This window comes from Mesorhizobium sp. B2-4-1 (assembly GCF_006442185.1).
Lineage (GTDB): Bacteria > Pseudomonadota > Alphaproteobacteria > Rhizobiales > Rhizobiaceae > Mesorhizobium.
The window spans coordinates 100,647-116,325 of sequence record NZ_VFVN01000002.1; the positions used below are offsets into that span (position 1 = coordinate 100,647).

At 63.7% G+C, this 15,679-nt stretch carries 18 protein-coding genes; 8 read left to right on the forward strand and 10 right to left on the reverse strand.

Annotation, left to right across the window (positions count from 1 at the left end; all coding sequences use genetic code 11):
• Positions 1 to 268: 268 nt before the first annotated feature.
• On the forward strand, positions 269 to 433 hold the full coding sequence (locus FJ949_RS05080; protein WP_140493788.1) for a hypothetical protein: 165 nt from the start codon (positions 269 to 271) through the stop codon (positions 431 to 433).
• Positions 434 to 491: 58 nt separating this feature from the next.
• Here the strand turns inward: FJ949_RS05080 and FJ949_RS05085 are convergent, their stop codons facing one another.
• Entirely contained in the window at positions 492 to 998 is a 507-nt protein-coding gene (locus tag FJ949_RS05085; protein ID WP_140493790.1) for a DUF1993 family protein, read from the reverse strand.
• A 142-nt stretch (positions 999 to 1,140) separates the two neighbouring features.
• Between FJ949_RS05085 and FJ949_RS05090 the strand changes: the two genes are divergently transcribed.
• Positions 1,141 to 2,178: a DUF1176 domain-containing protein gene (locus FJ949_RS05090; protein ID WP_140493792.1), complete on the forward strand. Its 1,038-nt coding sequence runs from the start codon at positions 1,141 to 1,143 to the stop codon at positions 2,176 to 2,178.
• Positions 2,179 to 2,194: 16 nt separating this feature from the next.
• On the opposite strand, the gene FJ949_RS05095 is transcribed toward FJ949_RS05090, so the two are convergent.
• From FJ949_RS05095 to FJ949_RS05130, 7 genes are all read right to left on the reverse strand, one after another.
• Entirely contained in the window at positions 2,195 to 3,043 is an 849-nt protein-coding gene (locus FJ949_RS05095) for an alpha/beta hydrolase (protein ID WP_140494992.1), read from the reverse strand.
• A gap of 254 nt (positions 3,044 to 3,297) precedes the next feature.
• Positions 3,298 to 4,908: a molybdopterin-binding/glycosyltransferase family 2 protein gene (locus FJ949_RS05105; RefSeq protein WP_140493794.1), complete on the reverse strand. Its 1,611-nt coding sequence runs from the start codon at positions 4,906 to 4,908 to the stop codon at positions 3,298 to 3,300.
• Entirely contained in the window at positions 4,905 to 5,609 is a 705-nt protein-coding gene (locus FJ949_RS05110) for an XdhC family protein (RefSeq protein ID WP_140493796.1), read from the reverse strand. The genes FJ949_RS05105 and FJ949_RS05110 overlap by 4 nt, the downstream gene beginning before the upstream one ends.
• A 6-nt stretch (positions 5,610 to 5,615) precedes the next feature.
• Positions 5,616 to 5,954 (reverse strand): XdhC family protein, encoded by a 339-nt coding sequence (locus FJ949_RS05115; RefSeq protein ID WP_140493798.1) that lies wholly within the window; start codon positions 5,952 to 5,954, stop codon positions 5,616 to 5,618.
• A gap of 57 nt (positions 5,955 to 6,011) precedes the next feature.
• Entirely contained in the window at positions 6,012 to 7,256 is a 1,245-nt protein-coding gene (locus FJ949_RS05120) for a VWA domain-containing protein (protein WP_181172160.1), read from the reverse strand.
• A 5-nt stretch (positions 7,257 to 7,261) separates the two neighbouring features.
• Entirely contained in the window at positions 7,262 to 8,191 is a 930-nt protein-coding gene (locus FJ949_RS05125; RefSeq protein WP_140493800.1) for a MoxR family ATPase, read from the reverse strand.
• Positions 8,188 to 8,715 carry a flavin reductase gene (locus FJ949_RS05130; protein WP_140493802.1) on the reverse strand — a complete coding sequence of 176 codons (528 nt, stop codon included), beginning with the start codon at positions 8,713 to 8,715 and terminating at the stop codon, positions 8,188 to 8,190. Before FJ949_RS05130 ends, FJ949_RS05125 begins: the two co-directional genes overlap by 4 nt.
• Before the next feature lie 180 nt (positions 8,716 to 8,895).
• On the opposite strand from FJ949_RS05130, the gene FJ949_RS05135 reads away from it, so the two are divergent.
• Positions 8,896 to 9,969: a branched-chain amino acid ABC transporter substrate-binding protein gene (locus FJ949_RS05135; RefSeq protein WP_140493804.1), complete on the forward strand. Its 1,074-nt coding sequence runs from the start codon at positions 8,896 to 8,898 to the stop codon at positions 9,967 to 9,969.
• Positions 9,969 to 10,988, forward strand: a complete 1,020-nt coding sequence (locus tag FJ949_RS05140) for a P1 family peptidase (protein ID WP_140493806.1) — start codon at positions 9,969 to 9,971, stop codon at positions 10,986 to 10,988. The genes FJ949_RS05135 and FJ949_RS05140 overlap by 1 nt, the downstream gene beginning before the upstream one ends.
• Positions 10,989 to 10,999: 11 nt before the next feature.
• On the opposite strand, the gene FJ949_RS05145 is transcribed toward FJ949_RS05140, so the two are convergent.
• Complete coding sequence (locus FJ949_RS05145; RefSeq protein WP_140493808.1) at positions 11,000 to 11,254, reverse strand: DUF2171 domain-containing protein; 255 nt, start codon at positions 11,252 to 11,254, stop codon at positions 11,000 to 11,002.
• A gap of 138 nt (positions 11,255 to 11,392) precedes the next feature.
• Between FJ949_RS05145 and FJ949_RS05150 the strand changes: the two genes are divergently transcribed.
• Genes FJ949_RS05150 through purB form a run of 3 tightly spaced genes read left to right on the forward strand, consistent with a single transcriptional unit; the run spans position 11,393 to position 14,006 of the window.
• On the forward strand, positions 11,393 to 12,118 hold the full coding sequence (locus FJ949_RS05150) for a DUF2259 domain-containing protein (RefSeq protein WP_140493810.1): 726 nt from the start codon (positions 11,393 to 11,395) through the stop codon (positions 12,116 to 12,118).
• Positions 12,115 to 12,639 carry a hypothetical protein gene (locus FJ949_RS05155; RefSeq protein WP_224519150.1) on the forward strand — a complete coding sequence of 175 codons (525 nt, stop codon included), beginning with the start codon at positions 12,115 to 12,117 and terminating at the stop codon, positions 12,637 to 12,639. Before FJ949_RS05150 ends, FJ949_RS05155 begins: the two co-directional genes overlap by 4 nt.
• A 59-nt stretch (positions 12,640 to 12,698) precedes the next feature.
• A complete protein-coding gene (purB, locus tag FJ949_RS05160) occupies positions 12,699 to 14,006 on the forward strand; it encodes an adenylosuccinate lyase (protein ID WP_140493812.1) in 1,308 nt (435 codons plus the stop codon).
• A 58-nt stretch (positions 14,007 to 14,064) separates the two neighbouring features.
• Here purB and FJ949_RS05165 read toward each other — a convergent pair whose 3' ends face one another.
• On the reverse strand, positions 14,065 to 14,877 hold the full coding sequence (locus FJ949_RS05165; protein WP_140493814.1) for a VOC family protein: 813 nt from the start codon (positions 14,875 to 14,877) through the stop codon (positions 14,065 to 14,067).
• 244 nt (positions 14,878 to 15,121) lie between these two features.
• Between FJ949_RS05165 and FJ949_RS05170 the strand changes: the two genes are divergently transcribed.
• The gene (locus tag FJ949_RS05170) at positions 15,122 to 15,676 is read left to right on the forward strand and encodes an alpha/beta hydrolase (RefSeq protein WP_140493816.1); all 555 of its coding nucleotides are present in this window, start codon (positions 15,122 to 15,124) and stop codon (positions 15,674 to 15,676) included.
• The last annotated feature ends 3 nt before the right edge of the window (positions 15,677 to 15,679 follow it).

The following is a 15,679-nucleotide window of genomic DNA, read 5'->3' on the forward strand; positions in this document are numbered from 1 at the left end:
GAAGGTTTACGGGGCTGGACCACGCCCGGTCAGTCACAAAAAGCCGGACTGCGGTTGGTGCAGTCCGGAATTCGCCAGAAGCGGCGAGGAAAAACCGGCCATGTGCCAGCAAGAGGGATACGATTCGTGATCTGCGAAAGTTTCAGGCGACGCAGGATCATGGCAGAAAAAATTTTGCAGAGCATGGCAGGCATGCAAATGCTGCACTGCACAATTGTCACGAATCCCCTATATTCGGACGCTGGGAGGTCCAACAGGGGCCTGGATTATGGGGTTCTTCACTGAAATGTTTGCGCGGCCACGGCCGCAGGAACATCTGCGTTATCGTGCCGCGCTCGCGCTGCTGCATTCCATGAGCAATGCGGACCGCGCCGACATCGGCATCAAGCCCGCCGATTTCCCGCGCATCGCCCGCGAAATGTCCGTTCGCTAGTTCGGCCAGCCAGGGATATTCCGGCTCCGGACGGACAACGCCTTGATGGCGTGATCCGTCAACGTGAGCCCAGGAACGTTGCCTTGCCCAGCGGCACGCCATTGTGGCGAAGAATGTCGTAGGCGGTGGTGAGGTGGAAATAGAAGTTGGGCATGGCCACATGCAGGAGATACCGCAAACCGGCCATCGAGACCTCGCGCCCGCCGAGCCTGACCTCGACAATCTGCTCGTCCGAACCTTCCAGATCGGCCGCGGAGAACGTCGCCAGATGGTCAAGCGTCTTGGCGATGCGCGCCTGCAATTCGGCAAAGCTCGCCTCATTGTCCTCGTATTTGGGAATCTCCCGGCCGGCGAGCCGCGATGGGGCTCCCTTGGCATGGTCGGTGGCGATCTGCACCTGCCTGGTCAAGGCGAACATGTCGGGCGCCAGCCGCGCCGTCAGGAACACCTGCGGGTCGATCTTGCGCTCGCCGGCGTTTTGTTCGGCCGTGGACAGCACGCTGGACAGCGCTTTCAACCGGGCCGAAAACACAGCCACCGATACTTCATACATGGATAGGGTCACGCAATTATCTCCCGGGGCAGTTGAAGCGCCGCGAGCGCGAACTAGCGCCTTCCCGGGCGATTCTTCAAGCGATACCCGCAAGGCGTCACCACGTCGCCGCAATCACCGTGGTAGAATCTCCGTTACCGCGTGGAGATTCCCGATGAGACACGCTTTTCTCGCAGCGACTGCCTTGTTCTCCCTTGCCTCGATCGCCCAGTCGGCACCTGCCGACGAGGCGCCCTACGTCGATGACAGGTCGAGCGCCGAGGCAGTTGTCCGCTCGCTCTACAGTGCCATCAACCGGCATGAATTCGCACGTGCCTGGGGTTATTATGGCGATACCAAGCCGGCCAAGGACTTCGACAGCTTCGTCAAGGGCTATGACGGTACCGACAAGGTGGATGTCAGGACCGGCGCCGTATCCAATGAGGGCGCGGCAGGCAGCATCTACTACAGCGTGCCGGTCGCCATCCAGGCAACCGACAAGAAGGGCGAGGCGAAGGTCTTTGCCGGCTGCTACACGCTGCGCCAGGTCAATGCCCAGATTCAGGCGCCGCCATTCCAGCCGATCTTCATCGACAGCGGAGCGCTGAAGCCGTCGAGCGCGGACTTCGAGGAGGCTGTGCCGGCTAGCTGTGGCGACGGCCCGCCGCCGCCGAAGAGGGATGCAGCGCTGGAGCAGGCCAAGAAGGCTTTCCTGGCCAGCTATAGCGACCAATGCGACAAGGATCTCGCGGCCAAGGAGCCGGAGATTTTTTCCATCAAATACAGGGACAAGGATGCGGCGGCCGGCGATCCCGACAAGGAAACGCGCCTGTTCCATTTTTCCTGCTCGGCGGCCGCCTACAATGAAAGCTCGATCTACTACATGACCGACGAGGCGAACGGCGTCAGGCAACTGCAGTTCACCGAACCGGAGATGGACATCCGCTACGTGAACAACGACAGCGAAGGCAAGGTCGAATCCATGCACATCGTCGGCTTCCGGACCACCGGCTGGGCGACCAATTCCAGCTACGACCAGGACGCCCACACGATAACCACCTTCAACAAGTGGCGCGGCGCCGGCGATGCCTCGTCAGCAGGCACCTATCTGTTCCGCAACGGCGATTTTTCACTCGTCCAGTACGACGTCGACGCCTCCTATGACGGCGAGGAAAACCCGCAAACGGTTGTCGACTACAACACCGCTCCCTGAGCCCCGCGAGGTCCGATCACGGCGCCTTCGACAGCATCCAGTTCAACGCGCCGCGCCAGTCGACCATGCGGATGGGGGTGCCGTGCGTGCCGGTCTCGAAGCGCACGAAGCGGGTCGGATAGGCTTTCGACTTGGCGATGATGGACCGGAAGAAGGATTCCTGGTTTGCCACGGGAAAGACCACGTCATGGCTGCCTTGACCGAAGAAAACCGGCACGTGGCGTCTGAAGGCAAAGCTGGAGAAGAAACTCTCGTCCCACAGCGAGCCAAGCAGCAAAAGCCCGTCGATTTGCCTGCCTGTGTCCGTGCGGGCGGCAAGCTTCCAGCACAATGCGCCGCCCATCGAGCCGCAGGCGACGAAGATCTTCGCGCCCGGCGACTGTTGCGCATAGTGATCGATCAGCGCCGCGACCTGTGCCGCCCCCTTGTCGCCGAAATCTGGGAAGTCAGGGCTGAGATAAAGGCCGCCATTGCCTGCCATCAGGTTTTTGATGCGGTTGAAATTGCCGCCGAAGGTGAAGTCATCGATACCTTGCTTGCGGCTGCCGCCCTGCCCGTGCAGGTAGAGCACGATGACGGAAGCCCCTTGCGTCTTGCCTACGGCGATGTGCCGGACGTCGCCGGCATCGGTTTTCAACAGCAGATCCTGCTGCACCTTGCGCACACCGGTATCGGTATACTGCGCATGCACGCGCTTTTCCGGCACCTCGTCGCGCTGGTTGATGTCGCGCATCTCGCGGTAGTCGATCACCGTGTAGTCACCGTTGGTGTCTGACGAGAGCGTAGCGGGATAGGCGAACAGATCGTCCTTGAAGGGTTTTAGTTGGAGAGCAGAGGCCTGGGCAGCAGAAAACAGGAAGAATATCGAAATCAGAAAGGCAGGGAGCGTGAGCACCCCCCTCTGGCCTGCCGGCCATCTCCCCCTCAAGGGGGGAGATTGGCAGTTTCGGCGGGGGCGCCCTTCTGCCGGCCGTCGAGATTGGCGAAAGCCGAAATGATGTCCAATCTCCCCCCTTGAGGGGGAGATGGCCGGCAGGCCAGAGGGGGGTAGAAGCGTTGACATTAACGAAATGAAACCGGAAGCCATACCGCAGGCTTGCGTAATTCGGCCCGGGTTTGTCAATCCTGCAGCACGCCGCCGGCGCCTTCCAGCGCCTCGCGAGTGTCGACATCGACGGACGCGCCCTCGCCGATCTCTACATCGACGACGTCAAGTCCTCCGGCCTCGACCAGATGGCGTGCGCCGGTATCACCTTCGAGATGGGCGACAGCCGGGAACAGCGAGCGCGGCAGAAGTACCGGGTTGCCGCGTTTGCCAAGGTGCGAGGCGCGGACGACCAAATTGCCTCCCGCCCCGCGAAACGCATCGATCAGCCGGTCGAGATCGCCGGTCGAGACACCCGGCATGTCTCCGAGAACGATCATCGCACCGGCGGCATCTCCCGGCAGATAGGCCATACCGGCTTTCAGGGAGGTGGAGAGCCCATCGGCAAAATCGGGATTGTCGGCGAAAGTCACGTCCAGGCCCGATAACGCGCCGCGCACCCGCTCACGCTGGTGGCCGGTAACGACGATCGTGCCCGAAGCTTTCGAGGCGAGCGCACGCTCTGCTGTACGGCGGACCAACGGTTGGCCGTCGAAAAGCGCCATAAGTTTGTTCGGCCCGCCCATGCGGCTCGAACGGCCTGCCGCCAAAAGCACGATCCCGACCTTGAGCCGGCTTACGGCCGGCAGCGGTTCGCGCGGCTGCGGGCGTGTCGGGATTTCCATCAGCAGGCCGCCGACGCCCATGCCGGCGATGTCGGTCGCCGTTACGTCGAGGCCGGCGATCAGCCGGTCGAGCACCCAGTCGAAGCCGTTCTCCTTGGGGCTGCGGGCGCAGCCCGGCGCGCCGATGATCTGCTTGCCGGCGAGCCTGCCGAGCACCAGTAGATTGCCGGGGTCGACCGGCATGCCGGCGCGGATGACAGTACCGCCCGCTTCCTCGATCGCGGCCGGAACGACGTCGGCGAAATCGCTCATGGCCGAAGCGCCGAAGATCACGACCATGTCGTTATCGCGCGCCAGCGAGGCGGCCGCCTCGGCAACCGGCGCAACCTCGTGCGGCGTGCGGCGCTCGGCCGTCAGCCGCCCGCCCGAACGCGCCAGCCGTGCCTCGGTGACGCGCAGCGTCTTGTCGAGCACGCTCGGCTTGACGCCCGGCAAGACGGTCTGGATAACACCGACACGAATGGGCCGATAGGCATTGACGGCAAAGATCTCGCCGCCGGCGCAGATTTCCATGACCGCATCGACCAGCGCCGACCCAACGGCGAAGGGAATGATCTTCACGGTTGCCACCATCTGGCCCTTTTCGACCGGCGCATGCTGGCCAAGCGTGGCGATGGTGATGGTTGGATCGACGGCATTGATGGCGTCGATCATCGCGCTGTTGACGGTGAAGACGCCAGCGGCTTCGGCATGGAGGTTGACCCGCCCCGTCGCGGCAGGCTTGGCCGCGACATTGCGGTGGCGCATACCGGTCGCGATCCGTTCGGCGGCGGCGTCTTCGCCCAGATCGCCGGGAGAAAGCACGGCCGCGACGACTTCGCTGATGCCCGCCGCTTTCAGCACCCCGACATCCTCTGCACTCAGCCGATGCGCTTTGCGGAAACGTCGCTCGCCGACCGTCGTCGCGTGCGCAAGCACGGCGCCTTCGGCCTGTTCGATAGGAACCGGGCCGAATTTCACGCTGCGGCTTCCCTGGCTTCAAGGCCGCGCGAGCGAAACGCGTGAATGACCTGCGCCAGCACGGCGACGGCGATCTCGGCGGGGCTGGCCGCGCCGATATCGAGACCGATCGGCGCCTGGATGCGACCGATCTGCTCGGAACTGGCGCCCAGCGCCAACAGGCGCTCGACACGCTTGGCATGGGTTTTCCTGCTGCCGAGTGCCCCGACATAGAAGCACCTGGCGTCGAGCGCCGCCTTCAGCGCGAAATCGTCGATCTTGGGATCGTGGGTGACGGCGGCGACCGCCGTATAGCTGTCGAGTGGCTGTCGTTGCAGCACCTCCTCAGGCCATTCGGCGTGCAACGCGACGTCGGGAAAGCGGTCCGACGTGGCAAAAGCCGTGCGCGGATCGATGATCTCGACTGGATAGCCGGCGATCCTGGCCATTGGCGCCAGCGCCTGGCTGATATGCACGGCACCGATCACCACCAGGCGAGGATGCGGCAGATGCGCGTTGAGAAAAAAGGTCCGCCCTTCCGCTTCGACCGAGCCGGAATTCCCGGTGCGGAACGCCTTGCTGATCGCGGCACCGAGATCGCCGGCGACCGGATCGCCCTCGCGCACGACACGGTCGCGGCCGTCACCAAGATCGGTGACCAGGATCGCGGCGCGGCGCGCGCGGCGCTCGGCGTTGAGTGTTTTCAGCGCATAGGGATCCATCGAAGATCAGCCTAGCCTTTCCACATACACTTTGATGCGGCCGCCGCAGGAAAGGCCCACCTGCCAGGCGGTCTCGTCGGCGACGCCGAATTCCAGCATTCTGGGCTTGCCGGTGCCGATGACGTCCATGGCATCCGTCACCACGGCGCCTTCGACACAGCCGCCCGAAACCGAGCCGTGGAAATTGCCGTCGGCGTCGATGACCAGATGGCTGCCGGCCGGGCGTGGCGCGGAACCCCAGGTCTCGACAACGGTCGCGATGGCGACATCCTTGCCGTCCTTCATCCAGCCTTCTGCGATGATCAGCGGGTCACGGGCCTCGTCGAGATAAATGCTGTCGCTCATCGTTGCTTCTCTCAGGGTCTGTTTTTCCCGGAAATATGTGTCTTCAGCAGCATATGGCTACGCGGCGCGCCTCGCGCCACCCTCCATCCATCGCCGCGGATCGACGGCAGGCTTCCGGTCCAGCGAAGCGCAGAGATCGGCAAGCGCGTCGAGATTGTGCACGGCACGGAATTCATCGACATGCGGCAGCATCGCCCTGACGCCGCGGGCGCGCGCCTGGAAACCGTCGAAGCGCAGCAAGGGGTTCAGCCAGATCAGCCGCCGGCAGGATTTGTGCAGACGCTCCATTTCCTCCGACAGGCCGTCGACCTCGTCTCGCTCCAGCCCGTCGGTGATCAAAAGCACCACCGCGCCCTGTCCTAGCACGCGCCGCGACCATATCAGGTTGAACTCGGCCAGCGTGTCGCCGATGCGCGTGCCGCCCGACCAGTCCTTGACCGCGGTGGAACAGTCGGCCAGGGCGGCGTCGGGATCGCGATGGCGCATCTGTCGGCTCAGATTGGTGAGCCTGGTGCCGAAAACGAAAGTGTGCACGCGCCGGCGCTTTTCCGTCAGAGCATGCAGGAAATGCAGGAAGATGCGCGTGTACTGGCTCATCGAACCGGAAATGTCGGCAAGCACGACCAACGGCGGATACACTTCGCGGAGCGAGCGGAATTTCGGCAGGATCAGTTCGCCCCCAGTGCGTGCGGCCGAGCGCATCATGGCACGCGGATCGATGCGGCGACCGTGCGAATCGGCCTTGAAACGGCGCGTCCGCACCATATCGAAGGGCAACCGCAGTTCGGCGATCGCTTTCCTGGCGTCGGCCATCTCGGCGGCATTCATCTGAGCGAAATCCTTGGCCCTCAGCACCTCGTTGCCGGAGAAAGTAAAGCGCGCGTCGACCTCGATCTCGGGGATTTCCTGCGCCGGCTGGTTCCTGCTGTGGCCTGCGAACATGGCCTGGCTGACACGGCTTTCGGCCGCGCGTGGCTTCTGCTTCTCCCTGGTATCGGGCGCCACCGGCGAAAGCATCGCCAGCATCTTTTCGATCAGCTCACGCGACTTCCAGAATAGCCGGAAGGCCTCGTCAAAGATGGCATGGTCCTCATGCCGCGACACCAGCACGGCATGCAGCGTCCAGTAGAAATCGTCGCGCGCGCCGATGCCGGTGGCAAGTACCGCCTCGATGGCATCCTTGACCGAGGCCGGACCGACGCGCATGCCTGATTTGCGCAAGACACGGGCGAAATAGACGATGTTGTCGGCGATGTGACCGTCGACAGTCGCCTCCCTGGGTTCCGCGCGAGGCATGGCCATGAGCCCTACTCCGCCGCCGAAAGCTCGGCCTTCACCTCGTCGAGGATACGCCGGCCTTCGCCCTCGCCGATGCGGGCAATGTCGTCCTGGTATTTCAGCAGCACGCCGATCGTGTCGGAGACGGTTTCCGGGTCGAGCGCGACCTTGTCGAGTTCGGTCAGCGCGCCGGCCCAGTCGATGGTCTCGGCAACGCCCGGCATCTTGAACAATTCGATCTGGCGGAGCTTCTGAATGAAGGAGACCACCTCGGCCGAAAGCCGGCTGTTCGCCTGCGGCACCTTGCGGCGCACAATCTCCAACTCCCGCTCGGCGCTGGGATAATCGACCCAGTGATAGAGGCAGCGCCGCTTCAGCGCGTCATGGATTTCGCGGGTGCGGTTGGTGGTGATGATGACGATCGGCGGCTCCTCCGCCCTGATCGTGCCGAGTTCGGGCACCGTCACCTGGAAATCGGAAAGGATCTCGAGCAGGAACGCCTCGAACGCCTCGTCGGTACGGTCGAGCTCGTCAATCAGGAAAACCGGGGCGGCGCCGGCCTTGCCGGTCAGCGCATCGAGCACCGGACGGCGTATCAGGTATTTTTCCGAGAAAACGTTGCGCTCCATGTCGGAGCGGTCAACCTTGCCGGCCGCCTCCTCCATGCGGATCTCGATCATCTGCGCGGCATAATTCCACTCATAGACGGCGGACGAGACGTCGAGACCCTCATAGCATTGCAGACGGATCAGCCGGCGGCCGAGCGCCTCTGCCAACACCTTGGCGATCTCGGTTTTGCCGACGCCGGCCTCGCCCTCGAGGAACAGCGGCCGCTTCATGCGCAGCGACAGGAAAAGCACGGTGGCCAACGACCGGTCCGCCACATAGTCCGCGCCGGTCAAGAGATCGAGCGTCTCGTCGATCGTCCGCGGCACGGGGCGCGGTTTTAGCTCGGTCATTCCTTCTCCGTGGACGCCTCTGCCCCGCTTTCCAAAACGTGGTAGCCGCGGGCGTGATAGATCAGCGGCCGCAAATTATCGCCCATGCGCAGGCCTGTCACCTTGCCAAAAAGCACACGATGGGTGGCCAGGTCCTTGGTGTCGATCAGTTCGCAGTCGAACACGGCGAGCGCGCCCTTCAAGGTCGGCGCGCCGGTGGAGATCACATCCCACTCGCCGAGCGCGAAACGTTCCTCGACCGGCAGGCCGGTGATGCCGGAAAAGCCGATCGACAGCGGCTCCTGGTGCGAGGCAAGCGTGTTCAAGGCAAACCTGCCGTTTTTCACGAACGGCTCGTTCTTGGGATTTTCACGGTTCAGGCAGACCAAAATGGTCGGCGGCGTATCGGAAACCGAACAGGCGGCGATGACCGTCGCGCCACGCTTGCCGGCCGGCCCGTCGGTGGTCACCACATGGACGTGACCGGCAAAATGGCTCATCGCGTCGCGATAGGCCTGCGGCCCAATGTCGTTCTTCTTCAACACCGGAGATTTTCCATAGCCTGAACCCTATCGCTATATATGGCTAGATATGACAAGCCACAAGCGAAGTGCTTGGCCCATATCCCGAAATTCGCGTGTTGCGCCAAGACCGGGCAGCCTTTAGGTCTTGGCGGGAGTGGCGCCGGGACCATCCGGGCTCGCTTGGAGGAAGTCTTCGACAGGATGCGACCCGGGGCAACGATATCTGCCGCGCTGGCCTGGCTGCTGCTAACCGGCGCCGCCAACGCCCAGACGCTGCTCGTCGGTGTTGCCGCGCCGCTCTCCGGATCCTCGGCGATCCTTGGCAGGCAGATCGAAGCCGGCGCCGAAGTGGCGGCCCAGGCGAACGGCATCGAGCTCAAGACCATCGACGATGCCTGCACGGCCGATGGGGGTGCCGCGGCAGCCCGGGAATTCGCGACCGCCAAGGTCAATGTCGTCGTGGGATTTCTCTGTACGGAAGCGATCGAGGCGGCGATGCCGATCTTGAAGGACGCAGGCATCGCCGTCATCACCGTTGGCGTGCGAACCGAAAGCCTGACTGACCGTCGTCCCAAGACCGGCTGGCCGGTCTACCGGCTCGGACCGAGGGGCGACGACGAGCGCAATGCCGTCGCCAACACCCTTACCCGGCTTTGGCAGAACGAACTGTTCGCCGTCATCGATGACGGCACCATCTACGGCCGTGAGATCGCCGAGACGTTGCGGGCGGCGGCCGAACAGGCGGCGCTGAAGCCGGTGTTCGTCGATACGTTCCGGCCGCAGCTCGACAACCAGATCGGTCTGATTGGCCGGCTGAAGAAGGCCGGCGCAACCCATGTCTTTGCCGGTGGCGACGGCGACGACATCGCCATCATGGGTCGCGACGCCGCGCAACTCGACGCCGGCATCGTATTCGCCGGCGGCGAGAACCTGCGCACTCCGCCCGGCGCAGTGCCCTATGCCACGGGAACGCTGATGATCGCTCCCCCGGAATGGGCCGATGTCGCCAATCCCAAGGTGCTCGAGGTGTTTGCCTCGCAGAAGATCGTGCCGGACGGCTACACGCTGCCGGCCTATGCGGCGGTAGAAACCGCCAAGGCGGCGATGGCGGAAGCCGCAAGCTCCGGCAGGCCGCTTGCGGAAGCGCTCATCGGGCATGATTTCACCACGGCGATCGGGCCGGTGCGCTTTGATGCGAAGGGCGACCTCAGCCGGAATCCGTACCGCGTCCTCCGGTTCGATGGCGCCCGCTTCGTACCGTTGGAAAGCAACTGATGTTTCGCACCGGCCCGCGCAACCTGATCACCGATGTCGCCGGTCTCAGCGTCGGCAATGCCTCCGATGCCCGACTGAAATCCGGCGTGACGACGGTCCTTTGCGACGAACCGGCCGTAGCCGGCGTCCAGATCCTGGGCGGTGCGCCGGGCACGCGCGAGACGGACCTGCTCGAACCCCACAATTCGGTTGAGACGGTCCATGCCGTGGTGCTGTCGGGCGGGTCGGCTTTCGGCCTCGACGCAGCGTCCGGCGTACAGGCAGCACTGCGCGAGCGTGGCATCGGCTTCGAGGTCGGCGGCTTTCGCGTGCCGATCGTGCCGGCGGCGATCCTGTTCGACCTGCGCAATGGCGGCGACAAGGACTGGGGCCGCTATCCGCCATACCGCGACCTCGGCTACGAGACGGTGCAGGCCGCCGGTTCGGATTTCCAGATCGGCACGACCGGCGCCGGCACCGGCGCGCTGACCTCCGGTCTCAAGAGCGGGCTTGGCTCGGCTTCGACGCTGCTTGACAATGGCGTCACCATCGGCGCGCTGGCGGCGGTCAATCCGATCGGCTCGGTGACCATCAGCCGAAGCCGCCATTTCTGGGCGGCTCCGTTCGAGATCGGCGATGAATTCGGCGGGCTTGGCTATCCCTCGCCAATGCCGGACGACGCCAAAAGCATCCTCTTGAAGTTTCGCGACAAGACGTTCACGGGCAAGGCGGATGCCGGCGGCAACACCACCATCGCCGTTATCGCCACCGATGCCGTTCTCACCAAGGCCGCCGCAAAGCGCCTGGCCATGTCAGCGCATGACGGTTTCGTGCGGGCCATATGGCCGACGCACACGCCGGCCGATGGCGATCTGGTCTTCGCGCTGGCGACCGGCAGGAGCGGTATCCGGCTCGAAGCCGACGCGGCAATCGACCTTTATGCCGCGGCAGGCGCCACGATGGCGCGCGCCATCACGCGCGGCGTTTTCGCCGCGACGCCCGCCGAGGGCGATCTGTTTCCGGTCTGGTCTTCGCGCTGACTTATACGCGATCAGGTGGGGTCGGACTTTTCTTCCTCGAAAGTGACCGCGACGTCGGAATTCGCCGACAGCCAGACCTTCTTTCCCTCGACCTCCGCGACAAGGCTCAGGGGAATGAAATGATGGTGCCCCTTATGCGTGCCCATGCCGCTGTCGGACTTGGTCAGCTTGATCCGCTGCCCCTCGACTTTGTCGACCGTGCCGACATGAACGCCATCGGCACCGATCACTTCCATATGCTCACGAATTTTGCTGGTGTCGGTCATGGTGGTTCTCCATTGGGACTGCCGACAATAACAGACGAGGCCGCGATTGGATGCATGGCGCTTGCTTTATCGGGCAGCGCGACGCCGGTATCTTGTCATGATAGGGAATGGCGATATCGTTGGCCGGCGGAAAACCTCATGCAAAACCTTCTTCTGTTTGCCGTTTGCCTGCTTGCGCAGTTTTGCGCAGTCGTCGCCGCCCGGGCCGGGGATGTCGCCGAGCTTGAAATCCTGGGCTTCACCAAGGACGGCGGCATCTTCGCGTTCGAAGAATATGGCGTGCAGGATGGATCGGGATTTCCCTACGCCAATCGCTATTATATCGACACCAGCAACGACAGCTTTCTCCAGGGAACGCCTATTCGCGTCCGGCTCGACGACGAGAACGCCACGTTGACGGCGGCTCGTATTCAGGCCCGCGAGAAGGGCGAAGCGGTCGTCAGCCAGGCGGAGTTGGCCGCGAACAAGGGCATCACCGCAGGCTTCAACCCGGTAACGGAGATGTCCGCCGACCCGCATCGGATGGCGGTCAATCCGCGTCCGATCTTCTCGCCAGTCGACCAGCCGCTCGAGTTCCGGCTGGACGAGATCGGCATGAACGAGACTAAGGGCTGCGAGAGCCAGGGTGAGATCAATGGCTTTCGGCTGCTGCGCGTCGAGGCGCAAGCCGGCGGTACGACGAAGCTGTTGCACGAGGACAAATCGATCCCCAAGAGCCGGGGTTGCCCGAACGGCTACCGCATCGGAGCCGTGCAGACATTTTCGATGGACAATCCCAGCGCCTATGCGGTGCTGATCGCGGTGCGCCAATATGGCTTCGAAGGCCCGGACTATCGCTGGATCGCGGTGACCGGCCGCCTGTGACACCGCTCGTCCACCCCGCCAGGCGTCATCGCGCCCTGGGCCGCCTCCGCGGCGCCATACCAACGCCGGGCACGGCGCTGCTCGGCGCGCTGCTTTGGGCCGCCACGATGGGCGCCAGCGCGCTCCTCAACCTGTTGCTGGAAAGTTGGGTGACGCCAGATAAAATCCGCACCGTGACGCTGCTGTTTGCAGGCGGCGGCGCTCTGGCCTTTCCTGTTGGCCTGTTCGCGGCACGGCTGGTCTCGCGCGGAAGGAGCTGGGAAGTCGCCTTCGCGGCGGCATTCGTGGGTCTCGCCGCCGCGACGATCGGCCTGACCGCCGGGCTGTATGCCTTGCAATACCGGTCCTACTATGCCGCATGGCATGCACCCACCTTCACCCTCACCTGGGGGCTTCAGTTCGTCTTCACGATGGCGGTGGCGCTCTACCAGTTCGTGGTGCTGGGCATCAGGCTCTATTTCCCGATCGGGTTCCTCGCCTTGTTTGCCGCCAGCCTCTGGTTTGCGCGGCGGCGGCGTTGAGCATTTTGTCCGCCTCTGTTAGGACGCGGGCAAATTTCTCGACACGTCAGGACTGACCGATGATCCCTCGCTACTCCCGGCCGGAAATGGTGGCCATATGGTCGCCCGAAGCCCGGTTCCGCATCTGGTTCGAGATCGAGGCTCATGCCTGCGACGCGCTGGCCGAACTCGGCGTCATCCCGAAACAGGCGGCGAAGACCATCTGGGAAAAAGGCAATGCCGCGAAGTTCGACGTCGATGCGATCGACGAGATCGAGCGTGTCACCAAGCACGACGTCATCGCTTTTCTCACCCATCTCGCCGAATTCGTCGGACCCGACGCCCGCTTCATCCATCAGGGCATGACATCCTCGGACGTTCTCGACACGTGTTTCGCGGTGCAGCTCACGCGTGCCAGCGACATGCTGCTGGCCGACATCGACGCGCTGCTTGCGGCGCTGAAGCGCCGCGCCTTCGAGCACAAGGATACCGTCACCATCGGCCGCAGCCACGGCATCCATGCCGAGCCGACCACTTTCGGCGTCAAGCTGGCGCAAGCCTATGCCGAATTTTCGCGCTGCCGCGAGCGGCTCGTGCATGCTCGCGAGGACATAGCCACCTGCGCCATTTCGGGAGCGGTCGGCACCTTCGCCAATATCGAGCCTTATGTCGAAGAGCATGTCGCGGCAAAGCTCGGGTTGAAGCCGGAGCCGGTATCGACGCAGGTGATCCCGCGCGACCGCCATGCCATGTTCTTTGCCACGCTCGGCGTCATCGCATCGTCGGTGGAGCGGCTGGCGATCGAGATCCGGCATCTGCAGCGCACCGAGGTGCTGGAAGCCGAAGAGTATTTTTCGCCTGGCCAGAAAGGTTCGTCGGCGATGCCGCACAAGCGCAACCCGGTGTTGACCGAGAACCTAACCGGCCTTGCCCGCATGGTGCGCTCCTTCGCGCTGCCGGCGATGGAGAATGTGGCGCTCTGGCACGAGCGCGACATTTCGCATTCCTCCGTCGAGCGCATGATCGGGCCGGATGCGACGGTGACGCTGGATTTCGCGCTGGCGCGGCTGACCAGCGTCATCGACAAACTGCTCGTCTATCCCGACAACATGCTGAAGAACATGAACAAATTCCGCGGCCTGGTGCATTCACAGCGCGTGCTGCTGGCATTGACGCAAGCCGGCGTCTCCCGTGAGGATGCCTACCGGCTGGTGCAGCGCAATGCCATGAAGGTGTGGGAGCAAGGCGCTGATTTTCTTGAAGAACTGCTGGCCGACAAGGACGTCACCGCCGCCTTGCCGGAAGCCGAGATCCGCGAGAAATTCGACCTGGGCTACCACACCAAGCATGTCGACACGATCTTCCGGCGGGTGTTCGGAGAGGCCTGAGGGGCTTTCCTTCTCCCCGTCGCTACGAGGAGAAGGTACCGCAGGACGTAACTGCCGATCACGCTTTGCCGGGAACGGTCCTGATCACCGTGCCCCACGGATCTTCGCGGGTCGTTTCACTGGCCACGTTGTCGGACCGCATCTCGACCCAGGCAAGGCCTGACCGGGTCGGATCGCGGCGGCCGGCGCCGGCGCTCTGCCACGCATTGGCGCCGATATGATGATGGTAGTGGCCTGACGACAGGAACACAGCCTGGCCGCCATACTTCGCCACCGTGTCGAAGCCGAATTCCTGGTTCCACCAGGCTTCCGCCTCTTCCGGCCGGCCGACGCGCAGGTGGACGTGGCCGACAATGCTGTTTTCAGGCGCTCCCTGCCAGCCCGCGTCGCCCGCCGGCACTTCGGCGACGACCGAAGGAATGTTCAGCCGTTCGGTCGCCATCGCGATCTTGTCGCCGTTCCACGTCCAGTCCTGCGGACGGCGATCGGCATAGATCTCGATCCCGTTGCCCTCGGGATCGGTGAGGTACAGCGCTTCGCTGACCAGATGGTCCGAAGCGCCCTCTATGGCGATCTTGTCTGATATGGCGTGGTTGATCCAGCGGCCAAGGTCGGCACGGCTGGGCAGCAGGAAAGCCGTGTGGAACAGGCCGGCGCTGCGCGGATCGTCAGGCTTGGCCGAGGCGTCCGGCTCCAGCACCAACAGCGGACGGTTGGCGGCGCCCAGGGTGATCGCGCCATCGGCGCGGCTCAATTCCTGCAAGCCGACAACAGCGCGATAGTAGGCCGCTAGGCTTTCGGCGTCGCGCGCCTTCAGCCCGACCCGGGCAACGCTCACCGGCGTGGTGGCGGCAAAGGGCAGTTCGCTCATGATTGTCTCCGTTGCGGCGACGCTTTGGCATAAACCCCGAGGTCAGGAGCCCGGCGCCGGCGATCATTGTACATCGTGTCAGCACCAAATGCGGTCCTTCACGGCTGTTTCCTTCCAGAGGACAAATCGGCGATCGTGATCGTTCACACAAGACAGCGAAAAGCGAACATGGTGTTCACCATTGCAAGCAGGAGCGCGTCCATCGACGGTTGCATGAGGCAATCACGCTCGCTATCTCAGCGCCATGAAAGTCAAAGACGCAGATATTCTCATCATCCCGGGCTACACTAACTCCGGACCCGAGCACTGGCAGACCCGCTGGCAGTCAAAGCTGTCGACCGCGCGGCGCGTCGAGCAGGCGGAATGGTCGAAGCCCGTGCGCGATGACTGGACGGCGAGCGTGGCTAAAGCGGTCAACGAAGCCGAGAAGCCCGTCGTCCTCGTCGCGCATTCCCTTGGCGTTGCCGCGGCGGTGCAAGCCATCCCGCAGTTTCGCAAGCCGGTCGCCGGCGCATTCTTCGTGGCGCCGCCCGATGTCGCCAATCCGGAGGTACGGCCAAGGCACCTGATGACGTTCGGCCCCTACTCGCGCGAGCCGTTGCCCTTCCCGTCCATGGTGATTGCCAGCCGCAACGATCCGTTCTGCGCCTTCCACGTCGCCGAGGACATTGCCGGCGCCTGGGGATCTCTGTTCATCGATGCCGGTGAAGCCGGTCACCTCAACACCGATTCAGGCTTCGGCCCATGGCCCGAAGGTTCGATGACCTTCGCCAAATTTCTCACCGAACTGAAGGCCTGACGA

What these genes read in the sequence shown, in the direction of transcription:
- FJ949_RS05080 (WP_140493788.1), top strand. Translation starts at nt 269, where the DNA reads ATGGGGTTCTTCACTGAAATGTTTGCGCGGCCACGGCCGCAGGAACAT.
- FJ949_RS05090 (WP_140493792.1), top strand. Translation starts at nt 1,141, where the DNA reads ATGAGACACGCTTTTCTCGCAGCGACTGCCTTGTTCTCCCTTGCCTCG.
- FJ949_RS05110 (WP_140493796.1), bottom strand. Translation starts at nt 5,609, where the DNA reads ATGGATCCCTATGCGCTGAAAACACTCAACGCCGAGCGCCGCGCGCGC.
- FJ949_RS05115 (WP_140493798.1), bottom strand. Translation starts at nt 5,954, where the DNA reads ATGAGCGACAGCATTTATCTCGACGAGGCCCGTGACCCGCTGATCATC.
- FJ949_RS05120 (WP_181172160.1), bottom strand. Translation starts at nt 7,256, where the DNA reads ATGGCCATGCCTCGCGCGGAACCCAGGGAGGCGACTGTCGACGGTCAC.
- FJ949_RS05125 (WP_140493800.1), bottom strand. Translation starts at nt 8,191, where the DNA reads ATGACCGAGCTAAAACCGCGCCCCGTGCCGCGGACGATCGACGAGACG.
- FJ949_RS05135 (WP_140493804.1), top strand. Translation starts at nt 8,896, where the DNA reads ATGCGACCCGGGGCAACGATATCTGCCGCGCTGGCCTGGCTGCTGCTA.
- FJ949_RS05140 (WP_140493806.1), top strand. Translation starts at nt 9,969, where the DNA reads ATGTTTCGCACCGGCCCGCGCAACCTGATCACCGATGTCGCCGGTCTC.
- FJ949_RS05145 (WP_140493808.1), bottom strand. Translation starts at nt 11,254, where the DNA reads ATGACCGACACCAGCAAAATTCGTGAGCATATGGAAGTGATCGGTGCC.
- FJ949_RS05150 (WP_140493810.1), top strand. Translation starts at nt 11,393, where the DNA reads ATGCAAAACCTTCTTCTGTTTGCCGTTTGCCTGCTTGCGCAGTTTTGC.
- purB (WP_140493812.1), top strand. Translation starts at nt 12,699, where the DNA reads ATGATCCCTCGCTACTCCCGGCCGGAAATGGTGGCCATATGGTCGCCC.
- FJ949_RS05165 (WP_140493814.1), bottom strand. Translation starts at nt 14,877, where the DNA reads ATGAGCGAACTGCCCTTTGCCGCCACCACGCCGGTGAGCGTTGCCCGG.
- FJ949_RS05170 (WP_140493816.1), top strand. Translation starts at nt 15,122, where the DNA reads ATGAAAGTCAAAGACGCAGATATTCTCATCATCCCGGGCTACACTAAC.